Origin of the sequence: Marivirga sericea (assembly GCF_900177665.1) — a bacterium.
GTDB classification, from domain to species: domain Bacteria; phylum Bacteroidota; class Bacteroidia; order Cytophagales; family Cyclobacteriaceae; genus Marivirga; species Marivirga sericea.
Window position 1 is genome coordinate 410,462 of record NZ_FXAW01000004.1, and the last position, 23,295, is coordinate 433,756.

At 33.1% G+C, this 23,295-nt stretch carries 21 protein-coding genes; 3 read left to right on the top strand and 18 right to left on the bottom strand.

All coding sequences use genetic code 11. The annotated features are described in order from the left end of the window. Window positions 1-70: 70 nt before the first annotated feature. The gene (locus B9Y84_RS11650; protein WP_085517421.1) at window positions 71-1,756 is read right to left on the bottom strand and encodes a S41 family peptidase; all 1,686 of its coding nucleotides are present in this window, start codon (window positions 1,754-1,756) and stop codon (window positions 71-73) included. A 92-nt stretch (window positions 1,757-1,848) separates the two neighbouring features. After that, on the bottom strand, window positions 1,849-2,385 hold the full coding sequence (locus B9Y84_RS20630) for a helix-turn-helix domain-containing protein (protein ID WP_176223781.1): 537 nt from the start codon (window positions 2,383-2,385) through the stop codon (window positions 1,849-1,851). Window positions 2,386-3,208: 823 nt separating this feature from the next. Here B9Y84_RS20630 and B9Y84_RS11660 point away from each other — a divergent pair. Both B9Y84_RS11660 and B9Y84_RS11665 read left to right on the top strand, forming a co-directional pair. Next, on the top strand, window positions 3,209-4,351 hold the full coding sequence (locus B9Y84_RS11660) for a helix-turn-helix domain-containing protein (protein ID WP_085517423.1): 1,143 nt from the start codon (window positions 3,209-3,211) through the stop codon (window positions 4,349-4,351). Between the two features lie 62 nt (window positions 4,352-4,413). Further along, a complete protein-coding gene (locus B9Y84_RS11665) occupies window positions 4,414-5,820 on the top strand; it encodes a serine hydrolase domain-containing protein (protein ID WP_085517424.1) in 1,407 nt (468 codons plus the stop codon). A gap of 467 nt (window positions 5,821-6,287) precedes the next feature. Here the strand turns inward: B9Y84_RS11665 and B9Y84_RS11670 are convergent, their stop codons facing one another. From B9Y84_RS11670 to B9Y84_RS11730, 13 genes are all read right to left on the bottom strand, one after another. Further along, window positions 6,288-8,021, bottom strand: coding sequence for a serine hydrolase (locus B9Y84_RS11670; protein ID WP_245830856.1), 1,734 nt, complete (start codon window positions 8,019-8,021; stop codon window positions 6,288-6,290). A gap of 287 nt (window positions 8,022-8,308) precedes the next feature. Continuing rightward, complete coding sequence (locus tag B9Y84_RS11675) at window positions 8,309-9,730, bottom strand: serine hydrolase domain-containing protein (protein ID WP_085517425.1); 1,422 nt, start codon at window positions 9,728-9,730, stop codon at window positions 8,309-8,311. Next, a complete protein-coding gene (locus B9Y84_RS11680) occupies window positions 9,730-10,065 on the bottom strand; it encodes a hypothetical protein (RefSeq protein WP_139828014.1) in 336 nt (111 codons plus the stop codon). Before B9Y84_RS11680 ends, B9Y84_RS11675 begins: the two co-directional genes overlap by 1 nt. Next, entirely contained in the window at window positions 10,058-10,621 is a 564-nt protein-coding gene (locus B9Y84_RS11685) for an RNA polymerase sigma factor (protein WP_085517427.1), read from the bottom strand. The genes B9Y84_RS11680 and B9Y84_RS11685 overlap by 8 nt, the downstream gene beginning before the upstream one ends. Before the next feature lie 6 nt (window positions 10,622-10,627). Continuing rightward, the gene (locus B9Y84_RS11690; protein ID WP_085517428.1) at window positions 10,628-10,969 is read right to left on the bottom strand and encodes a DUF6249 domain-containing protein; all 342 of its coding nucleotides are present in this window, start codon (window positions 10,967-10,969) and stop codon (window positions 10,628-10,630) included. Between the two features lie 492 nt (window positions 10,970-11,461). Beyond that, the gene (locus tag B9Y84_RS11695; RefSeq protein WP_085517429.1) at window positions 11,462-12,526 is read right to left on the bottom strand and encodes a serine hydrolase domain-containing protein; all 1,065 of its coding nucleotides are present in this window, start codon (window positions 12,524-12,526) and stop codon (window positions 11,462-11,464) included. Between the two features lie 545 nt (window positions 12,527-13,071). Then, window positions 13,072-14,727, bottom strand: a complete 1,656-nt coding sequence (locus B9Y84_RS11700) for a serine hydrolase domain-containing protein (protein WP_085517430.1) — start codon at window positions 14,725-14,727, stop codon at window positions 13,072-13,074. Window positions 14,728-14,764: 37 nt separating this feature from the next. Next, window positions 14,765-15,106 (bottom strand): DUF6249 domain-containing protein, encoded by a 342-nt coding sequence (locus B9Y84_RS11705; protein ID WP_085517431.1) that lies wholly within the window; start codon window positions 15,104-15,106, stop codon window positions 14,765-14,767. A gap of 53 nt (window positions 15,107-15,159) precedes the next feature. Beyond that, window positions 15,160-15,462: a hypothetical protein gene (locus B9Y84_RS11710; protein WP_085517432.1), complete on the bottom strand. Its 303-nt coding sequence runs from the start codon at window positions 15,460-15,462 to the stop codon at window positions 15,160-15,162. Beyond that, window positions 15,459-16,025, bottom strand: a complete 567-nt coding sequence (locus B9Y84_RS11715; RefSeq protein WP_085517433.1) for an RNA polymerase sigma factor — start codon at window positions 16,023-16,025, stop codon at window positions 15,459-15,461. The genes B9Y84_RS11710 and B9Y84_RS11715 overlap by 4 nt, the downstream gene beginning before the upstream one ends. A gap of 239 nt (window positions 16,026-16,264) precedes the next feature. Further along, window positions 16,265-16,945: a hypothetical protein gene (locus B9Y84_RS11720; RefSeq protein WP_139828015.1), complete on the bottom strand. Its 681-nt coding sequence runs from the start codon at window positions 16,943-16,945 to the stop codon at window positions 16,265-16,267. Between the two features lie 543 nt (window positions 16,946-17,488). Further along, complete coding sequence (locus B9Y84_RS11725; protein WP_085517435.1) at window positions 17,489-18,043, bottom strand: NUDIX hydrolase; 555 nt, start codon at window positions 18,041-18,043, stop codon at window positions 17,489-17,491. Between the two features lie 248 nt (window positions 18,044-18,291). Continuing rightward, window positions 18,292-19,077 (bottom strand): helix-turn-helix domain-containing protein, encoded by a 786-nt coding sequence (locus B9Y84_RS11730; protein ID WP_085517436.1) that lies wholly within the window; start codon window positions 19,075-19,077, stop codon window positions 18,292-18,294. A gap of 22 nt (window positions 19,078-19,099) precedes the next feature. Here B9Y84_RS11730 and B9Y84_RS11735 point away from each other — a divergent pair, with 22 nt between their 5' ends. Further along, window positions 19,100-19,324, top strand: coding sequence for a hypothetical protein (locus tag B9Y84_RS11735; protein ID WP_085517439.1), 225 nt, complete (start codon window positions 19,100-19,102; stop codon window positions 19,322-19,324). Between the two features lie 117 nt (window positions 19,325-19,441). On the opposite strand, the gene B9Y84_RS11740 is transcribed toward B9Y84_RS11735, so the two are convergent. The 3 genes from B9Y84_RS11740 to B9Y84_RS11750 all read right to left on the bottom strand — a co-directional run bounded on the left by B9Y84_RS11740 (window position 19,442) and on the right by B9Y84_RS11750 (window position 23,258). After that, window positions 19,442-19,957 (bottom strand): hypothetical protein, encoded by a 516-nt coding sequence (locus B9Y84_RS11740; protein WP_085517440.1) that lies wholly within the window; start codon window positions 19,955-19,957, stop codon window positions 19,442-19,444. Window positions 19,958-19,963: 6 nt separating this feature from the next. Continuing rightward, window positions 19,964-21,820 (bottom strand): serine hydrolase domain-containing protein, encoded by a 1,857-nt coding sequence (locus B9Y84_RS11745; protein ID WP_085517443.1) that lies wholly within the window; start codon window positions 21,818-21,820, stop codon window positions 19,964-19,966. A gap of 94 nt (window positions 21,821-21,914) precedes the next feature. Continuing rightward, entirely contained in the window at window positions 21,915-23,258 is a 1,344-nt protein-coding gene (locus B9Y84_RS11750; RefSeq protein WP_176223782.1) for a serine hydrolase domain-containing protein, read from the bottom strand. Window positions 23,259-23,295 lie beyond the last annotated feature (37 nt).

Genomic DNA, 23,295 nt, shown 5'->3' on the forward strand with positions numbered 1-23,295 from the left:
ACTCATCAAAACATTTAATTCAATGGCTAAACTATCTTAGTTCAATTTCAGAGATTTCATAGCGTCAATTTCATTTATCCTGAATAAGTTCAAGTGTATATTTCAAAACAGGATCATTATCATTAAGATAATCTTGTATACTTTTTTCTACAAAATGATCTGGCATAATCCCTCTATTATCTGGGAATTCATTTGCCGATGAAATGTTTGTAAACCTTCCTATATAATAGAAAACCTCTGTATTCGACAATTTAAAAACCCTCTGACCTCCGGTGCAAAAGTGATTCCCACCCAATTCTTCGCCAATAATGGTTGCCATATTTAATTTTTTAACTAAAGCCAGAATGTGTCCAGTTGTAGACCCCCCTTCACCATCTATTAAAAAATAAGTGTTGCCTTTGAATCCATTCTCAAATGGCTCAAAAGATTGACCAGCCACATTAGATCCTTCAGAGACCGATTTATAAATGAAAGGCTGCTTGGCGAGATGTTGTAATAAGTAAATACCCGTATTACCTGGACCACCGCCATTACTACGCATATCAACTATAAGGTTTTTTATGCCCCTATTTCTAATCTCTTGAAAACTTTCGTCAATAAAGTCTTTGTAAATTGTAAACCTATTCCCGTAATAAGCTCCTGAATTGATAATTGTTAGGACCGCTGTTTCGTCATTGATAAAATCTAAACATAAGTCTCGGCTCTTACACAGGTTTGTTGCGTAAACTCTTTTAAGTGGCTCATATTTGCCTAGTTGTTTAAGCTTTATTGGATGCTTTATACCCTCTAACCTAATTTCATACTTAGTAGGAAATCCTAGAGCATACGCTATATAGGCTGTTCCATATCCAGGATAAAAATATTCCTTACTAGTTTCAATATGACCTTGAGTAGAAATATGTTTATAAATTTCAGCTTGTAAGTCTACCACCTTTCTTCCATTTATTGTCAAGATTTCACTCCCTTCTTTAATATGAGAATTTGACAAGTGTTTTGTCACGTAAAGCTTATTGCCAATAAACCTTGTTTCAAGTGGAAAACGAAGTTCCGTAGGTAGCATTTCTCTTTCTTGATTAAAGTAACCTAAACTAGAATGAAAACAATTAATATTGGCCACTATTTCACTGCAGTGCCAAATAAACTCCCCATAAGTTGTGGAATCTGAGATAAATCTTTTCTTAGCGTCAACCACCTTCCAAAAATCTTCTTTAGCCATAAACTTAAAAGGATGTGGATTTACTGTTGTTAAGTTATCAGCCAATTCTTCTAAATCTGCTACATACTCTTTTCTAGTATATACTTTATAGAATTTATCTTTGTCTCTATTTTCATTCTCTATACTTAGAATAACGCTTTCTGCATTCCGGTTTTTAGGGTTCAGTTCTAGCGATTTTCTATAATTTTCTAAGGCTAACTTTATATCACCATTTTTTCTGTAGGCTTCTCCTAGACTATCGTAAGCATTAGCGGATTGTGGAAATTCGGAGACCAAAAGTTTAAAGATCTTTATAGCATCTTCTACTCGATTATCATTTAGCAATTGATAGCCTAAATTATTTAATTCATTCTCATCGCTAAAATTGTAAGAATCAAGATCTTCTAGTTTTAGCTTTTTGTAATACATAATAGCTACATCAATATCATCATATGAATGTGAAACTATTGCATCTTTAATTGATTTTTTTTCTTTATTTTGACCGTTACAGCTGAGAATAATGGTGCTGATTAGTAGTAAGAATAGTCTTGTAAATTTCATGTTCAATTTATATTTTTTACAATTCTACTACCTTAATAATTAAGCATCAGCGCTAAAAAGCTAAAATAAGGTTCTGATTCCTAAAACAGAACTTACTTTTTGAGTAAAAACTTAGAAGGTGTCATATTTGTAGATTTCCTAAAGGCCTTATAAAATGCTGATTTAGATTTAAATCCACAATGGTTACCTATTGCTTCAATAGTAAAGAGGGAATTTTCTTGTAAAAGCTCCTTCGCTTCATCAATTCGATACTCGTTGATAAAATCGGTAAAACTTTTACCAAAATTCTCATTAATAAGTTTTGATAGCTGGTGAGCAGGGGTATCTAGTGTCTCAGCAATATCCAAAAGCTTTAAATTCGGTTGGAGGTAAGGTTTTTCATCTATCATTAAAGACAATATTCTTTTAACTTCAACTTTACTTTTTTCAGAATGCTCTGACTTCGTCCTAATTTTTACTTTTTGGAAAATTTCATTAGCTACTTTCTTGTTTAAAATCATAAATATAAAACAAGTGTAGAATATTGAAGAAAACACAATAGAGCCCGTAACAAAGAAATCAAAAGGGATAAAAAAGAAAAGCATCCAAACAATCAACACTGAAATAAGAAGAATGATGAGCCAGTTCATCTTCAATGTCTTTTTATAATTTGATATTACGAAAAATCCACAGAGGAAAATATAAGCCAACCAGTGAGAGTTGATAATTGGTAGCAATACGCTTTTGTGAAATTCATTGTGGTCTGTAAAAGGCATCCATATCATAGTGATAACTACAATGACTATCCAAAAAAACAAATGATACTTCCATTGCTTAACCCAAAAAGAGCTAGGAGCTATTAAACAAAGAAAATAGGAAAATAGTAGTGGGCCAATTAATAAAAAAAAGGAAGGTCCAGTTTGTAAAAACCAAATTGGATCTTCTGTTGAAAAAGAATAGAATACTCCCTTTAAAATTCTTAAACTAAGAACGAGCATGAACAAGCCGAAAATTCGATGCTCTAGTTTGCTATATAATCTATTCAGTAAAATATATATCGATACTAATAAACTATTGAAAGCTCCAATAGCACCAAAAAAGAATAATATTTGAGAAAGATAGTTCAATGAGTTTGGTAGAAATCTTTAGTTTTTAGTCCATTGAATCCTATTTTGCACTTCAGTATTTTTGTGATTACTTCCATAACAAAAGAGGATAACTAACATATTAAATTGGTATATAAAATGTGTTTAATACCACTTGAAACTCAAAAATATCAAAAATAATAACAAAATGGATAGCGAAATTCGTGGATTAAGATTATAAAGATTATTTTTATTTTCAAAATAACATGTTCTATATGTAAATAGAATAGAGAACCTATAAAAAAGGCAGCGTGTCAGAGGAAATAATAATTTTATAGCTGTCCTAAAAAAAGGAGGTGATCAGATCTATAATATACTTTTCCAATTCATGAATGCTGATTTACTCCTTCATTACGCAAATACCCTATTAATTTTCACATCACTATTTTTCGCATTCTTTTTATTCTACGTAAAATCAAACAATAAAATTGGCAATGTTTTGCTAGCTCTTTTTCTACTGGTTAGAACTGTTGACATTATTCCCTCTACTTTTTCTTTTTTTAATTTTAATCCCGTTTTTGATATTTTAAGAATGGATATTGGAGCATTTTTTCAAGCACCTTTACTTTACCTGTTTACATTATCGATAATCTATTCAGATTTTAAACTCTCATCAAAACATCTTCAGTTACTCATTCCATTTATTGTTAGTACAGGACTATTACTTCCAAATTTTTATTTAGAAAATAAAAGCGAACAGCTTTTATTCTATCATAATTACACCCATACCTTCGAAGGTAAATTATCCTATATATTAGCTCATATTCAAAATCTATTTTATATCACAGTTACTTTTGTTTTACTTGCCAGGTACAAAAATCTCCTATTTGAAAACTATTCTGCAAATACAGATACAAATTATAAATGGTTGTTTCAAATGAATATCATTTGTTTGCTTTTATTCATATTTGCACTCATAAAGAATATTTATCGCTTTGGAAGTCATTTTGGCTATATTTCTACATTAAGATTCTCTACCTCATTGATTATGCTTGGCTTCACTTGTTGGCTTATTTTTAAAGCATTAAATGCCCCTAATTTATTTAGAGGAATTTCTTCGAATCTGCAATTGGCCTCCACATTAAAAAAAGAAAGAAATAACCCTAAGATAGAACTCTGGAATAGACAAGAAGAAAAACTGCAAGAGTATATGCTAGAAAAAGAGCCTTATTTAGATTCAGATTTAACAATTAAGAGTTTAGCTAGCCAAATTCAAATGGAAGAAAGAGACCTCTCAATTTTAATAAATACGCAATTAAATTTAAACTTTTATGAATTTATAAATAAGTATAGAATAATTAAAGCGAAAGAAATATTAGAAGACACAACACAATCAAAACTTACGATACTTGAAATATTATACCGAGTTGGGTATAACTCTAAATCTTCCTTTAATACCGCCTTTAAAAAAGCAACAGGAATCACACCTATAGTTTACCGGAAAAAGTTTCAAAAAAAAGAGTTCGAATAAATTATTCGGTCGAATAATACAACCTCATAGTTGTTTTTTTGCAGTAAATAATTTTTTCACTTATGAGAACTTACAAATACATCGTACTAATTACAATATGTCTTTTTGCATTAACATGCCGCTCCCAAAACGAAAAACCAATAACAGAACAAGAAACAGAACTTAAAATCAGCGCAAAAAGTATTGCTGAAATTCTATCCTTTTTCCCTGCTGATGAACCAGGGGGAACTTTTCTTGCAACACAAAATGGAAAGCATATCGCTTCGGCTGCATTCGGCAAAAGCAATCTAGAATTAGATATAGATATGCAACTAAATAATCTCTTCAACATTGCGTCCTTAACCAAACCTTTCACGGCTGTAGCTATTTTTACATTAATAGAGAAAGGAAAAATTTCCCTAAATGATACAGTATCGAAGTTTGTACCGAACTTTCCAAAAGAAGGTGGGGAAATTACTATTGGCCACTTGTTATCTCATAGCTCAGGTATGGAATACAAAAACGATGAACAGCAACGTAATAACTTTAAAAGAGCTATTAAAAACAAAAATAACCCTGATTTCATTCTGGAATATTTTACAAAGGAAAAGTTTGATGCCAAACCTGGAAATAAATTTGATTATAACAATGTAGCCTATCAATTATTAGGATACATCATTGAGCTCGTCAGTGGTAAAACCTATGAAGCATATCTGAAAGAAGTTTTCTTCACACCACTAAGAATGAACAATACTTTTTTAGAGAGTACTTCCAAAGTCATAAAGGATAGAGCCATAGGATACGATTCTTTTGACGGACAAGATTACCAAGTTAGGAAAATAGATAGTGATGATTCTTACTTCTATTCAGCAGGTGGCCTAATGTCTACGGTTGAAGATCTATCAAGGTGGTATGAAGCTCTAATGAGTTATGAAATTATAAGCCAAAAAAATCTAGAAAAGCTAATAAGACCTATTCAGTATAATAATGGCACATACGCAGCAAATGGATATGGTGTATTTACAGGAAACTTGAACGGTCATGATTTTGTACTGCACGATGGTTTAGGATGGGGTTACGGTGCAATAGTCTTGTATTTCCCAAAATCAAAACTTTTTATTGCACATTTACGAAATTGTGGGTACTGTAAATATGATGTTGGACTTTCATATGGTGCTCCTATCAAGATCGCATCAATATTACTTAATTCCGCATATTTCAATAATGACTATCCAAACACAGCACTATTAAAAGAATACGCTGGAAGCTATCAATCACCTTTCTCTAATGAGGTTAAAATTATCATAGAACAAAACAATAAATTATACTTGAAAAGCAAAAGACTTGGATCACTACTTTTAATGCCAATTAATGAGAATACTTTTTTCATCGAGCGAAATAATGAAACCATAACGTTTAAAAAGCAAACAAAAAATGAGTTTGAAATGATTTCTAATAAAGGTCTTCCGATTGTGTTCGAAAAAATTTAAAGCTAACCAATGCTACCATCATATAGAAGTAATTGCCATTTTCAGCTTGCTTATGAAAATATTCAGGGACTTACTGTGCTGCTTCGTTTATTTAATTAAGTGTTTTGAGCTACCCAGATCGTTAAATATAACAAGATAGATTATCATCCTAACTGTATCCTACTGTTTTGAAAGGTCTGTTCTCTATGGAGAAAAGCAAAGATACCCTATAAAAGTAAAACTATATGTAATTGGCGACAAGAAATACCTTCATTTGACTGATTAGTTACCTGCAACCGTTCACCATATAAAGACTGTTTCATAAATGAAGCCTACAGAGTTAAGAAACATTGTTTATTTGTATTTGATATATAAAACTTTTATAGTGGGATGTTTATATTGGTTTCACTCCGGTAAAGAAAAAGGTTCTGTAAATTAACAACATACAGAACCTTTTGAAAAATTTAGTTTATATTATTTGTTTTTATTTACGGCTTCTGACTAACTCTTTGCAAGTCCAAATCTTGAAAATCAAAACTGAAATCAATGAAACGTGAGATACCTTTCATTTTAATGCTTATTGCTTTTCCATCTTCATTCATTGAAAAACTAGCAAGGGCATCGGCTTTCATGTCTTGATACTCCCATTTTATAGCAAAAGTATTGCTTTCATAAAATACCATTTTCCCATTTAGCCTTGGTGACTTATAAGATTTGAACCATAATTCTCCATCTCTATCGAACACTTCAACCTTGCCAAACCAGTCATCCTTGTAAATCCCTAAATAGTTTTCCTTTTTAATTTTAACATTTTTGTTTGCCTCAACCTGATTCCAAACTTTTTCCGCATCAGGGTCCCTCATTGATATTCTTTGCTGCTGCATGCCTTTAGCCATCTCTAACCAGTTTATACCAGTTTCTAATTTCAAATACTCATCCAATAATATAAAACCCATCAGTCCATTCAAGAATTCAGAACCAGCAGCTTCCGAATTATTAAGAACAACAATACCAAGCTCTAATTCGGGGATCAAAGTTACTTCTGATGCCATGCCTGCTACTAAACCAGAATGTTCAACTTTGAAATACCCGTTAAAATCAGACAAAAACCAACCTAAACCATAGCCGGAAAAGTGGGACTTAAATGGCGACCTTGGGTCTGCTTGCTTATTAATAGCCGTATGTACCCGCCACATTTCTTGTTGCTGTACTCTAGGGAACAATGCTTCCTCCATTTTAGCACCATATTTACCTTCATTTAAATGCATTAACATCCACTTGCACATATCATTCGCGCTGGCCCAAATTCCACCGGCTGCACCATTCATTTTTTCCTTAATCTCAGAATTCCCTGAAATCACGGGGTATTCAATCACTTTTAAAGATTGGCCATCAAAAAAATGGGGAGAAGCTGGATTATCATTTTTCATTGCATGACTTATACTGCCATATGTATGATTCATGCCTAATGGATCAAAAATATTTTCTTCAACATATGTTTCCCATGACTTGCCAGAAACCCTTGCAATCAGTTCACCTGCAACTAAATATAATAAATTGTCATAATCGAATTTGGTTCTAAAAGGAGTGGTAGGTTCGAAATATTGAAAGGCAGTAAGTACATCATCAATTGTAAAATCCGAACCATCTGGAAAAATCATTAGGTCGCCAGCACCAAGCCCTAAACCACTTCGATGAGTCAATAGGTCTTGGATATTAAAGTTGTTCGTGACATACTCATCGTACATTTTAAACTCGGGTATGTAATCAATTACCTTATCTTCCCAATTAACTTTTCCTTGTTCAACCAAAATAGCCAATGCAGTAGAAGTAAATGCTTTAGAATTCGAGGCAATACCAAATGGAGTGTCTGCGGTTACTGCTTCTTTTGAATTGACCGAACTAACACCATATCCTTTGACGTGAACAATCTTTCCATCTTTTACTACACCTATTGCAAAGCCTGCAGTATTATTCATTGTGCTAAAAGCCTTATTTGCTATACTGTCAATTTGCTCTGTCGTCATTTGTGCATATGCAGATACAGAAGGCATTAATACCATTGAGCAAATCAAAATTACAACACTCCGGTTAATAAGTGCCTTTTTGAAGAAAGTCCTTTGATTCGCGTAAAAGTTTGTCATAAAAGTAGATTTCCTATAAGCAGGCACTATGAGCAACATCAGTAATAAAATTCCAAATCCATTGATATAATCAGTCATAATTGTGTTTTTTGTTATTAAGATTATTGTCAACTTAAGAAGGTTACAATTTTGACTAGATAACTCATATAAAACAGACCAAAACATATAATCAATTTGCACTGGTCTGGAAAATTCGAGTGCCTAATACATCCAATATATATTTTGACTAAGGGAGACTGAGAATTGCTTTGACTTCACCTACAAATATAAAAATCCATAAAACGATAAATGTTTTATGGATCTGTCAATTGTAAAAAAGATAATTTCTCTAGTCTTGACTAGAATTTATAGGTTGATTATTTCCTTTATTCGAGCGTATCTAATTTTTCTATCGCCCACTGATTATTTGAATCTAATTTTAAACTTTTATGGTAATTCTCAATGGCGAGCACTTTATCTCCTGAGTCTAAATAAGTGTCCGCCAGAATGCTAAAAATATACCATGAATCAGGTATAGCGGTAGCAAGTATCTCAAGTAAATCAATAGCTTTGTCAAACTCCTTGGACTCACGATATTTATTGGCGGCATCCATAATATATTTATCAGATATATTGCCTTCCATGGAATCTAGTTTGGCAATTGCGGCATCAAAACCTTGGGATTCATAGATTTCTATGAGCTCTTTGGTACCTATATATTTATTAGTTTCCGAAGTAGAACCTGCTAGCTTTTCACGTATCATACTTCTTACATCTACCCATCCATCCAATGGCCCCCTATTTGATAAAGTAGCGACTACAAGGTCTGTACTTCGATAAATATCCAATTCACCTGAAACGCCATGAGCGCCCCCATTATGTCCATACACTTCAATACCGTTGAACTTATTGAGCGTAAAACCATAACCGTAAGCATCGTGAACATCGTTAGAGATCATTTGTGCCAGGCTTTCTTTTGAAATCAGTTTATTATTTTTAAGTGCAATAGCAAATTTTAGTAAGTCTTCCACTGTGGAATAGGCACCTCCTGCAGAGCTGCCTTTGGCTCCTTTCATATAGGTACTTGTTGTCCAAATACCATGTTCATCTTTCTTAATGTATCCCTCGGCAATATTTGGAATTGATCTATCAGTTTCATAATTCCCTGTATTCTTCATTCCCGCGACTTCAAAAATGTTTTTATTAACATACTCATAGTAAGTATCTCCCGACAAACGCTCTATGATCATCCCAAGAACAATATAACCTGCATTGCTATAGCTGAATCCGGTACCCGGTGAGAACAGTAGCTCATCATCTCTAAACAAGCTAAAGTAATCAGCAATCGTTCTTACACTATGTTTAGCACGATGTTCGAATTTATTATTAAAAAAATCGGTTAATCCAGAGGTATGAACCAATAGCTGTTCTATCGTCACACTATCCCTCACAGTAGTATTTGGGTAATCTGGCAGCGTTTCACCCACAGTACTGTCAAGATTTAATTTATCTTGTTGTACCAATTGCATGATTGCAACGGCAGTAAACATTTTGCCCATTGAGGCTATTCCAAACTTTGTGTCAATTCTATTAGGGACATTATGCGCCAAATTTGCGTAGCCGTAAGCTTTTTTAAAAAGTACCTCCTCGTTTTTAGCAATTAAAACTGCACCGCTATAGCCATTCTCCTTGGAGATCTTTTCTAGATTTTCATCAATTTCACCAATCTTATCTCGATAGAGATTGTCCTGACTTAAGTCACATCCGAAGAGTAGAATTACAATTATATATGTAGATATCTTTTTCATTATGTAGTAATTTTATGGTTTTTAACAGTTCTCGTTCTGCTAATCTCAAGCTGTATGAACAGAATAATGAGCGTTAAGATTACAGCAGTATATGTTACGATGGAGTACTCCATAGTTCGAACATTAGTCGAAAAGCTAAACAGAATTCCTAAAACAGCTATTAAACCAACTGATAGTTTTAAAGCCATCATTGCTTTTGCTTTATAGTGGCCAATTTTACCTTGTAAGCTTTCCTGTGTAGCTATTGCCCCCAGAACACGCTCTTCCAAATCGATAGGATCATTAACATTATCTATTTCTCTAAAGATGTCTTTTAAGTGATCTTCCTTATTCATAATATTTATATTCATTAAGATTTTGCTCCTTAAGCACTTTATAAAAACTTGTTCTACCTCGGTGAAGAAGAACTTTTACATTGGACTTTGTAAACATGGTAATAGCTTCAATCTCCACCATATTTTGTTCATCGATATAAAATAGTTGCAAGACCAAGGCTTCTTTTGCAGGAATTTTCTCAAATACCGCTTTAATCAGTTTCTTCAACTCTTGTTTTTCTAGTTGACCAATTGCGTCATTCAATGCAGTTCGTTCACCATCTGAAATTGAATATTCTCCGACCACCTCATGTTTCCGCTTTTCTTGTTTGATGAATTGTAATGCCTTATTGACCACAATCCGGTAAAACCAGGTGGAAAATTTAGATTCTACTCGAAACTTATGTAGCGAAGAATAAGCTGCGACAAAGCTGTCCTGAACAACATCTTTAGCATCATCTTCGCTTTTCACTATTGAAACAGCGACTCCAAAAGCTTTATTTTGATACGTTTTTATGAAATAACTGAAAGCATTGCTATTACCCTTCAAGACCTCATCTATGTAGTGAGAATCCATATAAATCTATTTATTCTTTCTAATTTTCTTCACCCAGAAAAATGCTACAATGAGACTACTGCCACCAAACAACAGCATAAAAGAAGGGTAAAAAACCAATTCGTCAATTCGAAAGGCCTTTTCTAACATGTATGCCAATAGCAAACCGAACGCAACACCTACCATCAACAGCCCTAATTTTAAATCTAAGTAGCGATTGTTATTTGAAGGGGCATTAGTATCAATACCTTTTTCAATTTTAGCCATTCGCTCTAAATGGGCTGCTTTAATAAAACTATATATTGAGTAAGCTGCGGCTATAAAAAAGGTTATCAGTACTACTCCTGGTCCAAAGAAAAAATCATCCATATTATTTTTTTTTAAGTTTATGTGTGTTGGATATCTGTCAACACAAAAAGGTTACAGTTTTTTTGACAATAGTGAATTTATAAATTAACCTAAGTGTGTATAATTATAAGTTGTTGACCAAAAAACGGCTAAGGCGTACCTATACTTATTTTTTGATTTAAATTACGAAATCTCATTTCATAGATTTCATGGTTCAAAACAAATAGTTACGGACGTTTATAGTTGCTGTCTAAAATCCATATTAGGACTCAAACACCTATGAAAAATACTATATGTAGTAATAGAAGAAAGTTGAGATTGTAAAAAAGAAGAACTCCAGATAGCCAATTATCTCGATCGAAGATGGATAAAAAATAATTCAACTAAGGTATTAACAGGTCGGGCCGATGTTCAATAGAGTGGAAAAAACAGCCCTTTTTGCAACTGCCTTTCCTACTCTTTTGACTACTGCAATAAAACTTTATAGAAACTCTAGCTAAACCAGCTTCTTTATCACATCAAATCCTCAATGGCATTTTTAATTGAGTAAACATTACTTTTTTTACTATTAGTTAATATGATAATAGTATTATTATTTGAGATATCTTTATTAATGAGACATTCATAGTTTCCAGTGCTACCGTGATGAGTATGTTCAATTATCTGGTTTCCTTGATATTTTATTTGACCCAAAGCAGATTCCATATTCTTGATATCCAATTCAGCAGTTTCACCAAGAGCCTTTACAGAGTTTTTCTCGATTAAATTATATGAGTGAAGGCCTTTCAGGAGCTTAAATAAATCTTTAGTCGTAGTAGAAAATAAAAATATGGATGATTTTATTGTAAAAGGTGGTTTGTCTTCGATAAATTCATTGTTAAACGAAATAGCCATAGCACTCCTGTTTTTATAAGGAAATGATTCATTAAAGTGACTTTGATTTAGCTCTAATGGTTTCAAAATGTTTTGGGTAGCATACTCGGAAAAGCTTTTGCTTGATACACTCTCAACAATTTTTGAAAGTAGAAAAGGACTATAATTTGTGTATAAATAACCTTCTCCTGGCGTAAACTCCAAATCTGGTATTTCAAGCAAATCTTTCATTAGGACTTCATCATTTATTTCCGGATGTTTTCCCCAATTTATTTTTGGAAGACCACCAGTATATTGAAGTAAGTTTAGAATGGTAATCTGATTTGACCAATTGGGTAAATGACTCAAGTACTTTGATATTGGGTCATCTAATTTTAGTAATTCCTTTTCCTCTAATTGCATTATAGCGATCGCTGGAATTTCTTTATAAATAGAACCAATGTTGAATTTATCTGTTTTTGATAAAATTGTTTTTCTATCTCCATTAGAGAATCCAAACCCTTTGTTATAAATAATTTCATCATTTTTAGCAACCAATACGTTTCCGTTAAACTCGCCATTTTGGTATAAAGTGGTAAGTACCGAATCTAATTCATCGTGAAATTGGTTTCCTTTTGAACTAGAATCGGTGTTTTCGGTATTGCAGTTAGTAAATAAAAAAGATAAGGTAATTACTGCAAAGAGGGTTTTTAAAAAATTATTCATGTATAGATATTTAGGTTTATGATTTAAAATCGTATTCACTTTTTTATCCAGAGATTGCTTCACTTCTGGCTAGAATCCCTCCAACAAACAAGTTCTAACAATCTATTGATAGGTTTGTATCAATTACCCTAACTACTACCGTCACTACTTCTTAGATAAGTTAAGCTCATTGGAAATCAATACTGATGCAAACATATTAAGACAAAACGTAATCTGATGTTAACTTAAGTTAATAAAAGAACCCTCTCTTATATAACCTATAAATTGCTTTCAGAAAACTCTCTGGCTAAGTATTGCTTCAGTTTCTTGATTCTTAAAGAATGCTAAAAGTACTATGAATTATCATGTAAAAAATACTGCAAATTGCACTAAAAAAGGATAAAAAATATTTAGTCCCTTAAGCCTCCACAGTTTCATCTACTAGATTATCAATATGTTTTTATTTCCAATCATTTTTCTAAAGAGCATAATTCGATAAATAATAATTTATATCATGTAATTTTTAATAGAATAAGGACTAGGTGAAAATATCATAAATTGCTTATTCACTCAAATGCAGGAATCAAATAGTCTTCCACCATCTCGAAAGCTTGAGGATGGGCATATGGTTTGTTGTATTCCGTTGCGGTTATAAGAATAACCATTTCCAGTTCTTGCAAAATCATAAGATGATTCCCTCCATTTCCACTAGCTAAATAGGTGTCGTATTTTTTAGATGGACCTTGAAGGTCTCTGTTCCAAAATAAATAACCATAATCCTGATTATTTACAGTCGAAATTTTTTGATGAGGAGTAAATGTCTTTTCAATCCATTCTTCAGAAATCAATTGTCGACCTTTCCAACTTCCTTTATTTAGATACAATTGACCATATTTTGCGAATGAAAGTGCATTCATTCGGCACGAACCAGCCGTATTTGGAACCTTCGTAGGCGTATATTGCCAACGCACTTTTTTGATATTGAGCGGATCAAAAAGATTCTCTTCAGCAAAATCCTCTAAGCCTTCTACCGTCTGATCAAGTATATCACCCAATACGACAACCCCACCAGTGAAGTATTGCCAAGTGCCACGATCTGCCTGCTTTCTTAGTGGTAAATTCAATACAAAATGCACCCAGTCATCGGTTACATACATATTTTCTTCATTTCCTGGCGAACCATAATCGCTATCATTTCCATCAAAATCAGAGGACATGGTGAGGAGATCATTAATTGATATAGCAGCTTTAGCTTTATCATTGGCAATTTCCTCCTTACCCTTGTAGAAGCTATTCAGCCTTACAAATTCATTTTTAATAAATCCCTGATCGATAGCGATACCTACCAAACTAGAGGTGAAGCTTTTAGTCAGTGACCGAGTATCGTGAAGCGTTTTTTTCTTTGCTCCATTAAAGTATTCTTCTACTGCTAGCTCTCCATCTTTTAGAACAACAATGCTAGTTACCCCTTTGAACTTCCCTTTTAGAATAGCTTCCTTCAATGACTCAACCCTATCCTGATCAAAGTCTTTTTGATAAACCTTAAAATCATCTGATTTAGGAATGTTCAACTTCTTTTTACTGTCAGCAATAGCCGGCCATTCTTTTTTTATGTCTATAGATCCTCTTGCGATGATGTTTCCAACCAATGTCTCTTCTACAACTAAATAGGGCCTGATTGAGATAGTAAGACTGTGCGTTCCTTCACTCAATGCTTCATTTCCGCCTCCTTTGTACATAAATTTCTGCCACAGAAATCTCCCCCAATGATCTGGGTTGTCATTTCGTTTTAAGGGAATTCCATAGACTGTTTGTTCATTTTTTGACTGGCAACTACCCGCACCAAAGGGAAGCCGATTTTTATAAATCTCTTGTCCATCGACTTCAAAGATAAATTCAAAGTTGCCTTTATTACAGTACTCCTCCAATGAGAGGCCAGGTTTTAGCTCCTGCAAGTAAGCTGTTAGCGTCTTTGGTAAAAAGGCTCGTATGTTCAGTTCCGTTTGTTCCGTAAAAGTTATAGCCGATAGAAAGTCCGTTTCCTGGAAGGAAGCAAAGGGAATAAACTTATCCATAAAAGCAATCTCGCCTATGTGATCTTGATGCAGCTGATTTAAAATAGCACCTTTATTCACACTTGAGACGCTTTCGCCACTTTGACCAACAGCAATTCTACAGAAAATAAGACATAGTAATGACAGGATGAAAAATTTCAATTTCATAATTTTTGATTTAATGATGTAAAAGTTAAATACTTATTTAGAGGTCTTTTTTCATCCGTTTAAGGACTAAAAAAAATGCAGCAATCATGGAAGCGCCACCAAAAAGCAGCATTGAGGCCATATAAATAATGGACTGGTTGAGAGGCTTAACCAACATATTGAGATATAATCCAACTACCAAACCGACAGCAACGCCTATTGCTACCAATCCAATAATGAAAAAGATATAATATTTCTCTTCTGAATTGAACATATCCGGATTCGCTCCTAATTCAATTATGGCCATTCTTTCTTTATTTCTGGTTGTGTAGTAATAATAGAATATGGCCAGAGAGACTAAGTACAAGCTGACATATGATAGGGTAGTTCCAAAATCCATAATGTATTTGAATTAATTAGTTTGATCAGAAGACTTCCAATCTGGAATGGTGGTTACAATTTCTTTTGGTTTTTTACATAATTAAGAACGATAGGAATTAAAAAACCTGCTATAGCGAGTAGTAAAACTCCCATACCAACGATAGCTGTATCGTCATTCGATATACTTTTAACCCGTGTCCCAAGTGCTATAATCAATAAAACACCTAATACAACGACTAACTTGAAAGGCCAAGACGAAAGCATTGATGGTTTAGTAATCATTAGTTTTCGAGTGTATGGCTTTTCAATTTTTCGCATCACCTTTTCAGTCAATTCGCTGGAGGGTGATTTCAAGGAGGAGTTATCTTTTTTCATAATAAGTCATCTTTTCTGTTTGCTAATATCACTTTCAATTTTTGTCTTGTACGCATAAGCTTCACTTTACATTTAGATGCTTTCCAAGTGGTGATTTCTGCTATTTCTGCAATGGATTTTTCACCTAAATAAAACAAAGTCACTAGTAAGCGTTCATCTGGACGTAATCGGTCCAGTGCCAGCCCGATATACTGACGTAGGTTCTGAAACTCCAGATCGTCCTTCAAGTGAACCAACTCGGCATTATTATCAAAATACTGTTTAGAGACTTCTTCATTGCGTAAAAGTTGCTGCCGATTAAGTTTTGCCTTGGTTAATGCAGTATTGAAAACTATTTTGTAAAGCCAACTAGAAAAACGCGACTCTCCATTGTACTGATGTATGAATCTATAAATTTTGACGAAAGCATCTTGTACGACCTCTTCAGCATCTTCATGTTTCTTTACAATAGGTAAGGCGATATGAAAAGCTAATGACTGATATTTTTCAACTATATAGGAAAACGCAGGTGCATTTCCATTCTGCACTTCCTCTACACATTTTTGAAGCTTTTGATCGTCCATTAATAATTAAGAAGACTTTTAAATGGGTGTACCGGTTACAAAGTTTACATAAATTTTACTTAGTGAATTTAAGAAAGTTACTCAACTTCCGTGTCTTTATTATTAATCTGACATCTGGCGGCTAGTTATTTCAGAAGATTCAAACGAAATAACACTAGTATCTTTTATCGTTTAAGATAACTTTACTAGTTGTGAGAATGATTGCTTAGCTATAGAATGGAGCTACAATTTGCATACACCTATTTAAAACGATCGATATTCTTGATAAAATAATTATCGATATCAGGTTTCTGTTCAGTTCGTCTAAATTGGAACACTGTATTTTCAACTGTTGTTTTATTGGTTCTAAATTCGATTTCATTTTTTATCACAAAGCCGGAATCAGACTTAATAATCCCATTTATTTCGTACAAATATGCTGAATTAAATGAATCTATTCTTGGTTTTTGTTTTTCAATACGGTAGAACTGAATTTTTATGCTGTCATTACTAATTTTAGCAACACCCTTATTTCCAATGTCATGCGGCTCAAATCCACAAATTCTTCTAATTCTACTTTCTTCAGATTTTTGAGATTCCAGCATCAATTCAATTGCTTCATGTGCACTTGCATAAGTATTGTCAAAAGTCATTTTTTTGGCACAATAATATTCTGTTAATCCGTCAACGCCACTAATATTAATAACAAATCCATCTTCATAGATAAAAAAAACTGAAAGATACTTTATTTTTGCCCCTTGAATTTGGTCAAAACTTTGAGCTTCGCGTTCTAATTCTGCAAAGTAGTACCCATTTAATTTTAAGTTGTTATCTGGAACTTGATTATCCTCAAAATCAATCAATTCGTGTTTATCATGGATCTTAAAAGCACCGCACGAGTTAAAAATTAAACTCAAAATGACCAATACAATGTTTTTCATTTTCAACTTTTTATTAACGGTCTTTGAAGTACATTTAATGAAGTCTGTTTCTAAATCCTTATGATAAAATATGGATCTAAATATTAAATCCAATCTTATATTAAACTGCTCTCAAATAGTCCATAATGCTTCTTAACCGTCACTCACTTAAAATAGAGAGACCTGGCAATAATTTAGCACTACAGATAAGCTTAATTCGTATTTATCAGCAGCCTACTTTATATATTTTGATAGCTTTATCTAGTAATTCCCTTCCTATTTCAGCAGATAAGCAGGAAGATTTATTAAAGCTTTAGAAAAAATAATAAGGTTTAAAATATATTTAAGTTAACTTACGTTAAGAAAACGGATCCATATTATTAATCCTTTGTCAAGAATAAGATTGGACTTCTTTTGGAGTTTTCTGAGAACGCCTTTTTCATTATCAAATAGTGCTTCGCACCCCAATTTGCTTTGGTTTTGCCCATTTACTTTGGAAAATTGAAACCCATTCAATACTCACCGAGTACTTATAACAATCGATATAATATCCTTAATAGCAATTTATCTTAGGGGATAAAAATTTTCAATCGTTACATAAGATATTTTGCCATCTTCTTTACTTAACAAAAATGAACCTCCCCATATTATTTCAGGATAGTGCAATATTTGTTTGGTCATATCTCTGATTACAAAGGGGGCTTTGGTATCTGGTAATGACATCATTTCTATTGCCTCACTGATTGAAAACCATTGAGCATCCTTTACATTTTCGGGGACAATCAATTCTCCGTCAATAACATTTGCCGTATAATGCTGCCTAAATTGAGAAATGCTTTTGTAATCAGATATAAACATAAAAATAGCGGCAATCTTTGGACTAGATGTTTTGAGACCAAAGCCAGAAGATAAATTTGTAAGTCCATCAATTATAGTTTCCTTAGCATTATGTCTCAATGCAGGTGTCATCCATCCGAAATCATTTTTTTCTAGTAGTATTTTACCTTCCTGATTATAAATCAATAGTCTTTGGATCGTATAGCTATCATTTCCTGTTTCTTGTGCATATAATCTAGCTCCGAAAAGCATTATAACTGAGATTAATAGTATTTTTTTCATTGTATGTTTTTTAAATTTTGAGATATTTTTGATTATTAATGTGTTAAGAGTTTATAAACATTACCTTAATTTCAGGACTTAAAGTCAATTTACTGTTCGCTTAATTTTAAGTGTCAACTTGACATTTTTTTCATTCTAAATCTTGATCACCTGAAACAAGAGGATACAATGATATGTGTTCGACTAAGAAATTTCGAGATTTAAAACACCTAAGGTCTACGGATTTATAAATTCAAAGAAATAGTTGTCTATAGATACTGCTTCTTGAACTTCGCTGGGGTGACGCCTTCCAATTTTTTAAAGGCCGAATAAAAAGAGGAGTTTGATTTAAAACCACACTCTTGTCCAATTGCTTCTATTGTGATCAAATTATTGCTACCGAGCAGCAACTTAGCTTCCTCTACACGGTATTCATTTATATAAGAGGAAAAAGTAATGTTTTTATTATCATTAAGGAATTGCGAAAGGTAATGTGGAGTGACCTCTAGTGATAAAGCGACATCAGATAGTTTCAAGTTTGGATCTTTAAATGGCTTTTGTACATAAAAAAAAGATTGAAGTCTTTGACCAAATTCCTTTGCTTCAACAGCTCTAATTTTTTTATCGACATACTTTTCCTGCTTTTCAAAGAAGAGAGAAGTTCGTTTAAATTTGTACAGCCAAATAAAAAGTACTGCATAAAAAACAAAAGTGAAAGACCATGCTCCAATGATGTAGGAACTATAGTTTGTGATTAAGTATGCCAACCAAACAACGGCAATTCCAATAGTTATCGTAATTAACCAAATGTCAAGATCTGATAGCTTACCATGATAAGTCAATAAGTTACGAAAGGGCTTCTTTAAAGTAATAATAGTGAGCAAAATATAATAAAACCATATGACATACATCATGTGCCTTAACCATTCTGAGCAAATCCAACACTCTTCACTAGGGAAAATTAATCCGGCAATCACTAGCAAAAGTACAAATGGAAATAAATGCTTTATTAAAGCAGCATGCCAGTTGAAATCTATGTTTATGACGGCCTTCACATATAGGTAGAGTAAAGGCCCTATGAAAATACATGCAAGCAAGCCCAATGGCGCCAAAGTATCGGATGATCCTTCCAGTATTACTACCAAAGTTGATTTTAATATGCGGATAGAAACTGTAGCAATTAACAGGGACAAGATCTTTGTAGATCCACTTTTTTTACTCGTAAAAAATGCAAAATACGAGGCAAGAAAGAACCCATTCAATGCTCCTATGCCGCTAAATAAGAAAAGTAAAAGATCTTGAAATTTCACGATTGTAAATTACAAACGATAATAATATTTACAAATACAAAAAACGGTAGGGGTATTCTATAAAAATAAACATTATCCAAAGCCAATACTTATCATCTGATAGTTTAAATCATTTTAATTCTTCTATTAGCTTAGCATCAATCTTCTCTGAAATTCTGATTTGGTAATACTCTTGATCTTTATTGCAATTTCTTCTCCTGTGATATTCAATATTTTTAATCCTTAGATTCGACTTATTACTATCACCACTGATAATTGCCAAGGATTTAATCTGCTTTCTACTAAGATGCTTACCCATTAGTAAATTTAAAGTATCTGCTGTACTGTTTCTTATATCTGATTCAAATTCATCCCAATTTTGCCTATCTAGCCATACTTCAATACTTTGTCTGTAATCCAAGTTAATCGTTTCATTTTGAATTAATGTTAATCCAAAAATCTTTGATAGCAGGCGCTTGTCATAAGTGTAGGCTTCAACAATTCGATTCTTTAATTCCTCCTTCGAAAAATGAAAGGTATAAGTCTTTTCATAATCGGATAATTTTAAACTGCACTTTAATAAATGCAAGGTGCAGCCAGAGGATAAAGCAATTAAAATTATTATCAATAAATACTTTACTTTCATTTAAATTCAATAATTCCATAGACTTAAAGCAAACCACCCGAAATACAGGCAATAGAGTGAGAAAAAAGTTACCCCAACAAATAGACTATTGTAGATTATTCTCAACTTACTATTCTTGAACAATCTTTGTCTTTTAAACAATATATATCCACTGTAGATATTGAAGACAGGATACAGTGCAGACAAAATGAATATACTCACTGACGTAATGGAAATTGTGCCTAACTCATTCAATTCAAAAAAAGATGAACTGCTAAGATAAACAGCCACAGAGCTAACAATTAGCAAAAATGGCAAAGCTATTAATATTGAAGGTTTTAACGTATTAACCCCTGATTTCTTGAATGGCAGAATCAATAATTTACTAAACGCAATTAGCGTTACAACAACACCAGAAATAATTCCAAAAATCAGTAAAAAGAGCATTATCGAACGAACATATGGATTAATTTTCACAAAGGTATCCTCATAATAAACAAGGACTTTTTCCTGATCGTTGGTACTTAAATAAAGGCTTACATCGCCATCATCATCTGAAAAGGCATTTAAGTATTTAATTTCGTAAGTTTCTACATCTTGCATAAAACGTTTTAAATGCAACTTATCTTTATTTATAGAAAGCTTCATTGTCCTAAAAGGAACATTGATGAAATTAACAAGGTCATTTGTTCCATTGAGCATTTTATAAGTTCCTTCCCATTTCGTATAGGTGGAAATATCTTCATTTATCTTAGTGATTTCAGACTTTTCTATAGGACTTGTATTAGCAAACTCATTTACCAATAGGTTCATGATTTTGTAAGTACTTTTTTGAAACAGACTGGTGCTTATGGCAATTCCCAAATTTTGGGATCTACTGAAAATATAGTCACTTGTAAAGCCGATAATTGAGCCATTGTGCGCTTTAAATCTCAAATTTTTATTTGAAATGTACCTATCGTACATTCCCAAACTATATCCTGTTTCTATGTTATTGGAGATTTCAAAATCTGATTGAAGTTGTTCCATTTTTTCAATTAGATGAGGTGATAGTATTTGTACAGAATCAAGTTCTCCTTTAGCAAGGAAGAACTGCAATAATTTCGTCATATCATCGCCATTGCTTATTAATCCTCCTGCAGATTCACCAATCAAATTGGGTGTATCACTAGGTGTTATGCCATTCTCACTCTGTTGAAATCCCTGAATTAAAGTAGGACTTTTATTGGTGGATAAATAAAACGTATTATCCATGTGAAGCGGGGTTAAAATGTTTTCACTAATATATTGCTGATAAGTTTTGCCACTTACTTTTTCAATCACAAAACCTAAAATAACATAACCAGGGTTAGAATAAGAGAATACAAGTCCTGGTTTCCAATTAGAATGATATGATTTTCGATATGTCATTACCTCTTCTAGAGCTGACATATTAGAACTACGTTTTTTAATGATATCAGAGATATGCATATCGTCAAAGCCTGATCGATGTGACAATAAATCTTTGATCTTTACAGGATGATGCTCTTCCCAATTATTTGTGAATGGAACTTCTGGAGCAACTACCTTTAATTCATCTTCTAAGTTTAACTTGCCTTCACTAACAAGTTTCATTATGCCAAGTGCGGTCAGTGTTTTTGAAATTGAGCCTAAGGCGAAAAGATCGTCTTCCATCAACTTGATTTTCTGATCAGCATCAATACTGCCAAATTCTGATTGAAATAAAACCGAATCTTTGGTCACTACTCTTACAAATGCAGCGGGAGTCTTCGATTCCCTTAAAATCGAGGCAATGCTATCTTGCAGTTCTGTATTGGTTAAATTTTGGGAAAAAGCATTTAGTGCTGAAATTAAGTACAGGAATGTCAAAGCTATTGTTTTCATAATACTTGCTTTTATTTGTTTTGCTTAGTACAGTCAAAAGGCATCTCAACTAAACACCCAAGACTTTACTTCATTTACTGATCGCTATGCTTTTTTATAGTTGTTTCAGTTCAAAAACTTGCCCCCCTTGGTTCAGAATAAGAGTATTTTCAAAGGGTTTAAACCCAATTTCTATTCCGGCCTTAGAAAATTCAAAGACATGCTTTTCTGTTGGAGTTAATGTAAATGAAGGTTGTCCTTCAGCTTGGGCCTTTAGCTCTCCTTCCTCCACATAGATTTTAACATTCATTGGAAACCCTTCGGCACCGTAGTTTCCTTCATAAAGCTCAAAGTATTTCTCATTTCCTTTATACTCTTTGAAATCAGGAAGTGTATATTCTTTACCATACATAATGCTCAGTAAACCGATAGCAAAATCATTGGTAGGATAATGTTCACCGTTTATCATGTAGGTTACAGCAAGCCTATTGCTAGGATTATACATTGCTACGGAGTGCGTACCATAGGTGTCCCCTCCATGACCATAACTAGTGTGCTCGTAAAAGGGAGCTTTCATGATTCCCAAACCAAACCAATCATCCTCCATAGGTAGCATTGCTTTCAATGTTTTATCTTTTATAATTTCTTGATTGAATAAGCTAACCAGCAATGTGTTCAAGTCAAAAGCAGTAGAAGCAATGCCTCCAGCACTAAAAGTATTGGGGAAATAAAATTCTTCTACTTCTACCCATTCTCCTTTTTTCTGTTCGTAGGATTTGGCAATGCTGTTTTGCTCAGCCTCGTCATCTATGACAAAAGTGTTTTCTAAATTCAGAGGTGCTGAAATTTCGTCTTGAATAATTTGGGAGAAAGACTTGTTGTACTTTTCTTCTAAGATTTTACCCAATAAATAATAAGCTGAATTTGAATATTCAAATGAGTCGCCTGGTTGAAAAGCAACTCCTGCTGAAATAATTTCATCCATGATCTCTTCAGTAGCACGGGGTTTAGTTAACCAGAAATGTAAACTATCCCCCTTCGAAACATAATCTCGAAGTCCGCTAGTGTGGTTTAACATTTGTCTTATTGATATCTTATTGGCATTAGGTATTTCAGGGAAATAGTTGCTCAAATTTTCAACGAAACTAATTCTGTTGTCCTCTTTAAGTTTGGCAAACAAAACGCCAACGAACAATTTAGTGGTAGAACCAATTGCGTATTTTCTCTCTTCTAAACTACCTGTTTTGATATTTCTTTTTCCGAATGTCTCATTTATAACCTCTCGACCATTTTGAAAAATAGAGACTGTACCCATTAGTTGATTGCTATCTTCAAAGTGTTTGATATAGTTTTTGATTTCGGCACTTTTCTCAGAGTCAAAACTTATTTCTTGCGAATAAACGGCTTGACTAGTCGCTATGGCAAAAAAGAGTACTAGGGCTTTCATTTTGTTTTTCATGATTACATTTTTAAGTAGTTTAACATTGTACATAGTT

Bases quoted from the DNA above. Each gene is read 5' to 3' on its own strand.
- B9Y84_RS11720 (WP_139828015.1), bottom strand. From the start codon at position 16,945: ATGAAAAACATTGTATTGGTCATTTTGAGTTTAATTTTTAACTCGTGC.
- B9Y84_RS11750 (WP_176223782.1), bottom strand. From the start codon at position 23,258: ATGAAAAACAAAATGAAAGCCCTAGTACTCTTTTTTGCCATAGCGACT.
- B9Y84_RS20630 (WP_176223781.1), bottom strand. From the start codon at position 2,385: ATGAACTGGCTCATCATTCTTCTTATTTCAGTGTTGATTGTTTGGATG.
- B9Y84_RS11725 (WP_085517435.1), bottom strand. From the start codon at position 18,043: ATGAAAAAAATACTATTAATCTCAGTTATAATGCTTTTCGGAGCTAGA.
- B9Y84_RS11660 (WP_085517423.1), top strand. From the start codon at position 3,209: ATGAATGCTGATTTACTCCTTCATTACGCAAATACCCTATTAATTTTC.
- B9Y84_RS11690 (WP_085517428.1), bottom strand. From the start codon at position 10,969: ATGGATGATTTTTTCTTTGGACCAGGAGTAGTACTGATAACCTTTTTT.
- B9Y84_RS11675 (WP_085517425.1), bottom strand. From the start codon at position 9,730: ATGAAAAAGATATCTACATATATAATTGTAATTCTACTCTTCGGATGT.
- B9Y84_RS11705 (WP_085517431.1), bottom strand. From the start codon at position 15,106: ATGGATTTTGGAACTACCCTATCATATGTCAGCTTGTACTTAGTCTCT.
- B9Y84_RS11695 (WP_085517429.1), bottom strand. From the start codon at position 12,526: ATGAATAATTTTTTAAAAACCCTCTTTGCAGTAATTACCTTATCTTTT.
- B9Y84_RS11680 (WP_139828014.1), bottom strand. From the start codon at position 10,065: ATGAATAAGGAAGATCACTTAAAAGACATCTTTAGAGAAATAGATAAT.
- B9Y84_RS11735 (WP_085517439.1), top strand. From the start codon at position 19,100: ATGAAAATACATGCAAGCAAGCCCAATGGCGCCAAAGTATCGGATGAT.
- B9Y84_RS11710 (WP_085517432.1), bottom strand. From the start codon at position 15,462: ATGAAAAAAGATAACTCCTCCTTGAAATCACCCTCCAGCGAATTGACT.
- B9Y84_RS11665 (WP_085517424.1), top strand. From the start codon at position 4,414: ATGAGAACTTACAAATACATCGTACTAATTACAATATGTCTTTTTGCA.
- B9Y84_RS11715 (WP_085517433.1), bottom strand. From the start codon at position 16,025: ATGGACGATCAAAAGCTTCAAAAATGTGTAGAGGAAGTGCAGAATGGA.
- B9Y84_RS11700 (WP_085517430.1), bottom strand. From the start codon at position 14,727: ATGAAATTGAAATTTTTCATCCTGTCATTACTATGTCTTATTTTCTGT.
- B9Y84_RS11740 (WP_085517440.1), bottom strand. From the start codon at position 19,957: ATGAAAGTAAAGTATTTATTGATAATAATTTTAATTGCTTTATCCTCT.
- B9Y84_RS11650 (WP_085517421.1), bottom strand. From the start codon at position 1,756: ATGAAATTTACAAGACTATTCTTACTACTAATCAGCACCATTATTCTC.
- B9Y84_RS11685 (WP_085517427.1), bottom strand. From the start codon at position 10,621: ATGGATTCTCACTACATAGATGAGGTCTTGAAGGGTAATAGCAATGCT.
- B9Y84_RS11745 (WP_085517443.1), bottom strand. From the start codon at position 21,820: ATGAAAACAATAGCTTTGACATTCCTGTACTTAATTTCAGCACTAAAT.
- B9Y84_RS11670 (WP_245830856.1), bottom strand. From the start codon at position 8,021: ATGACTGATTATATCAATGGATTTGGAATTTTATTACTGATGTTGCTC.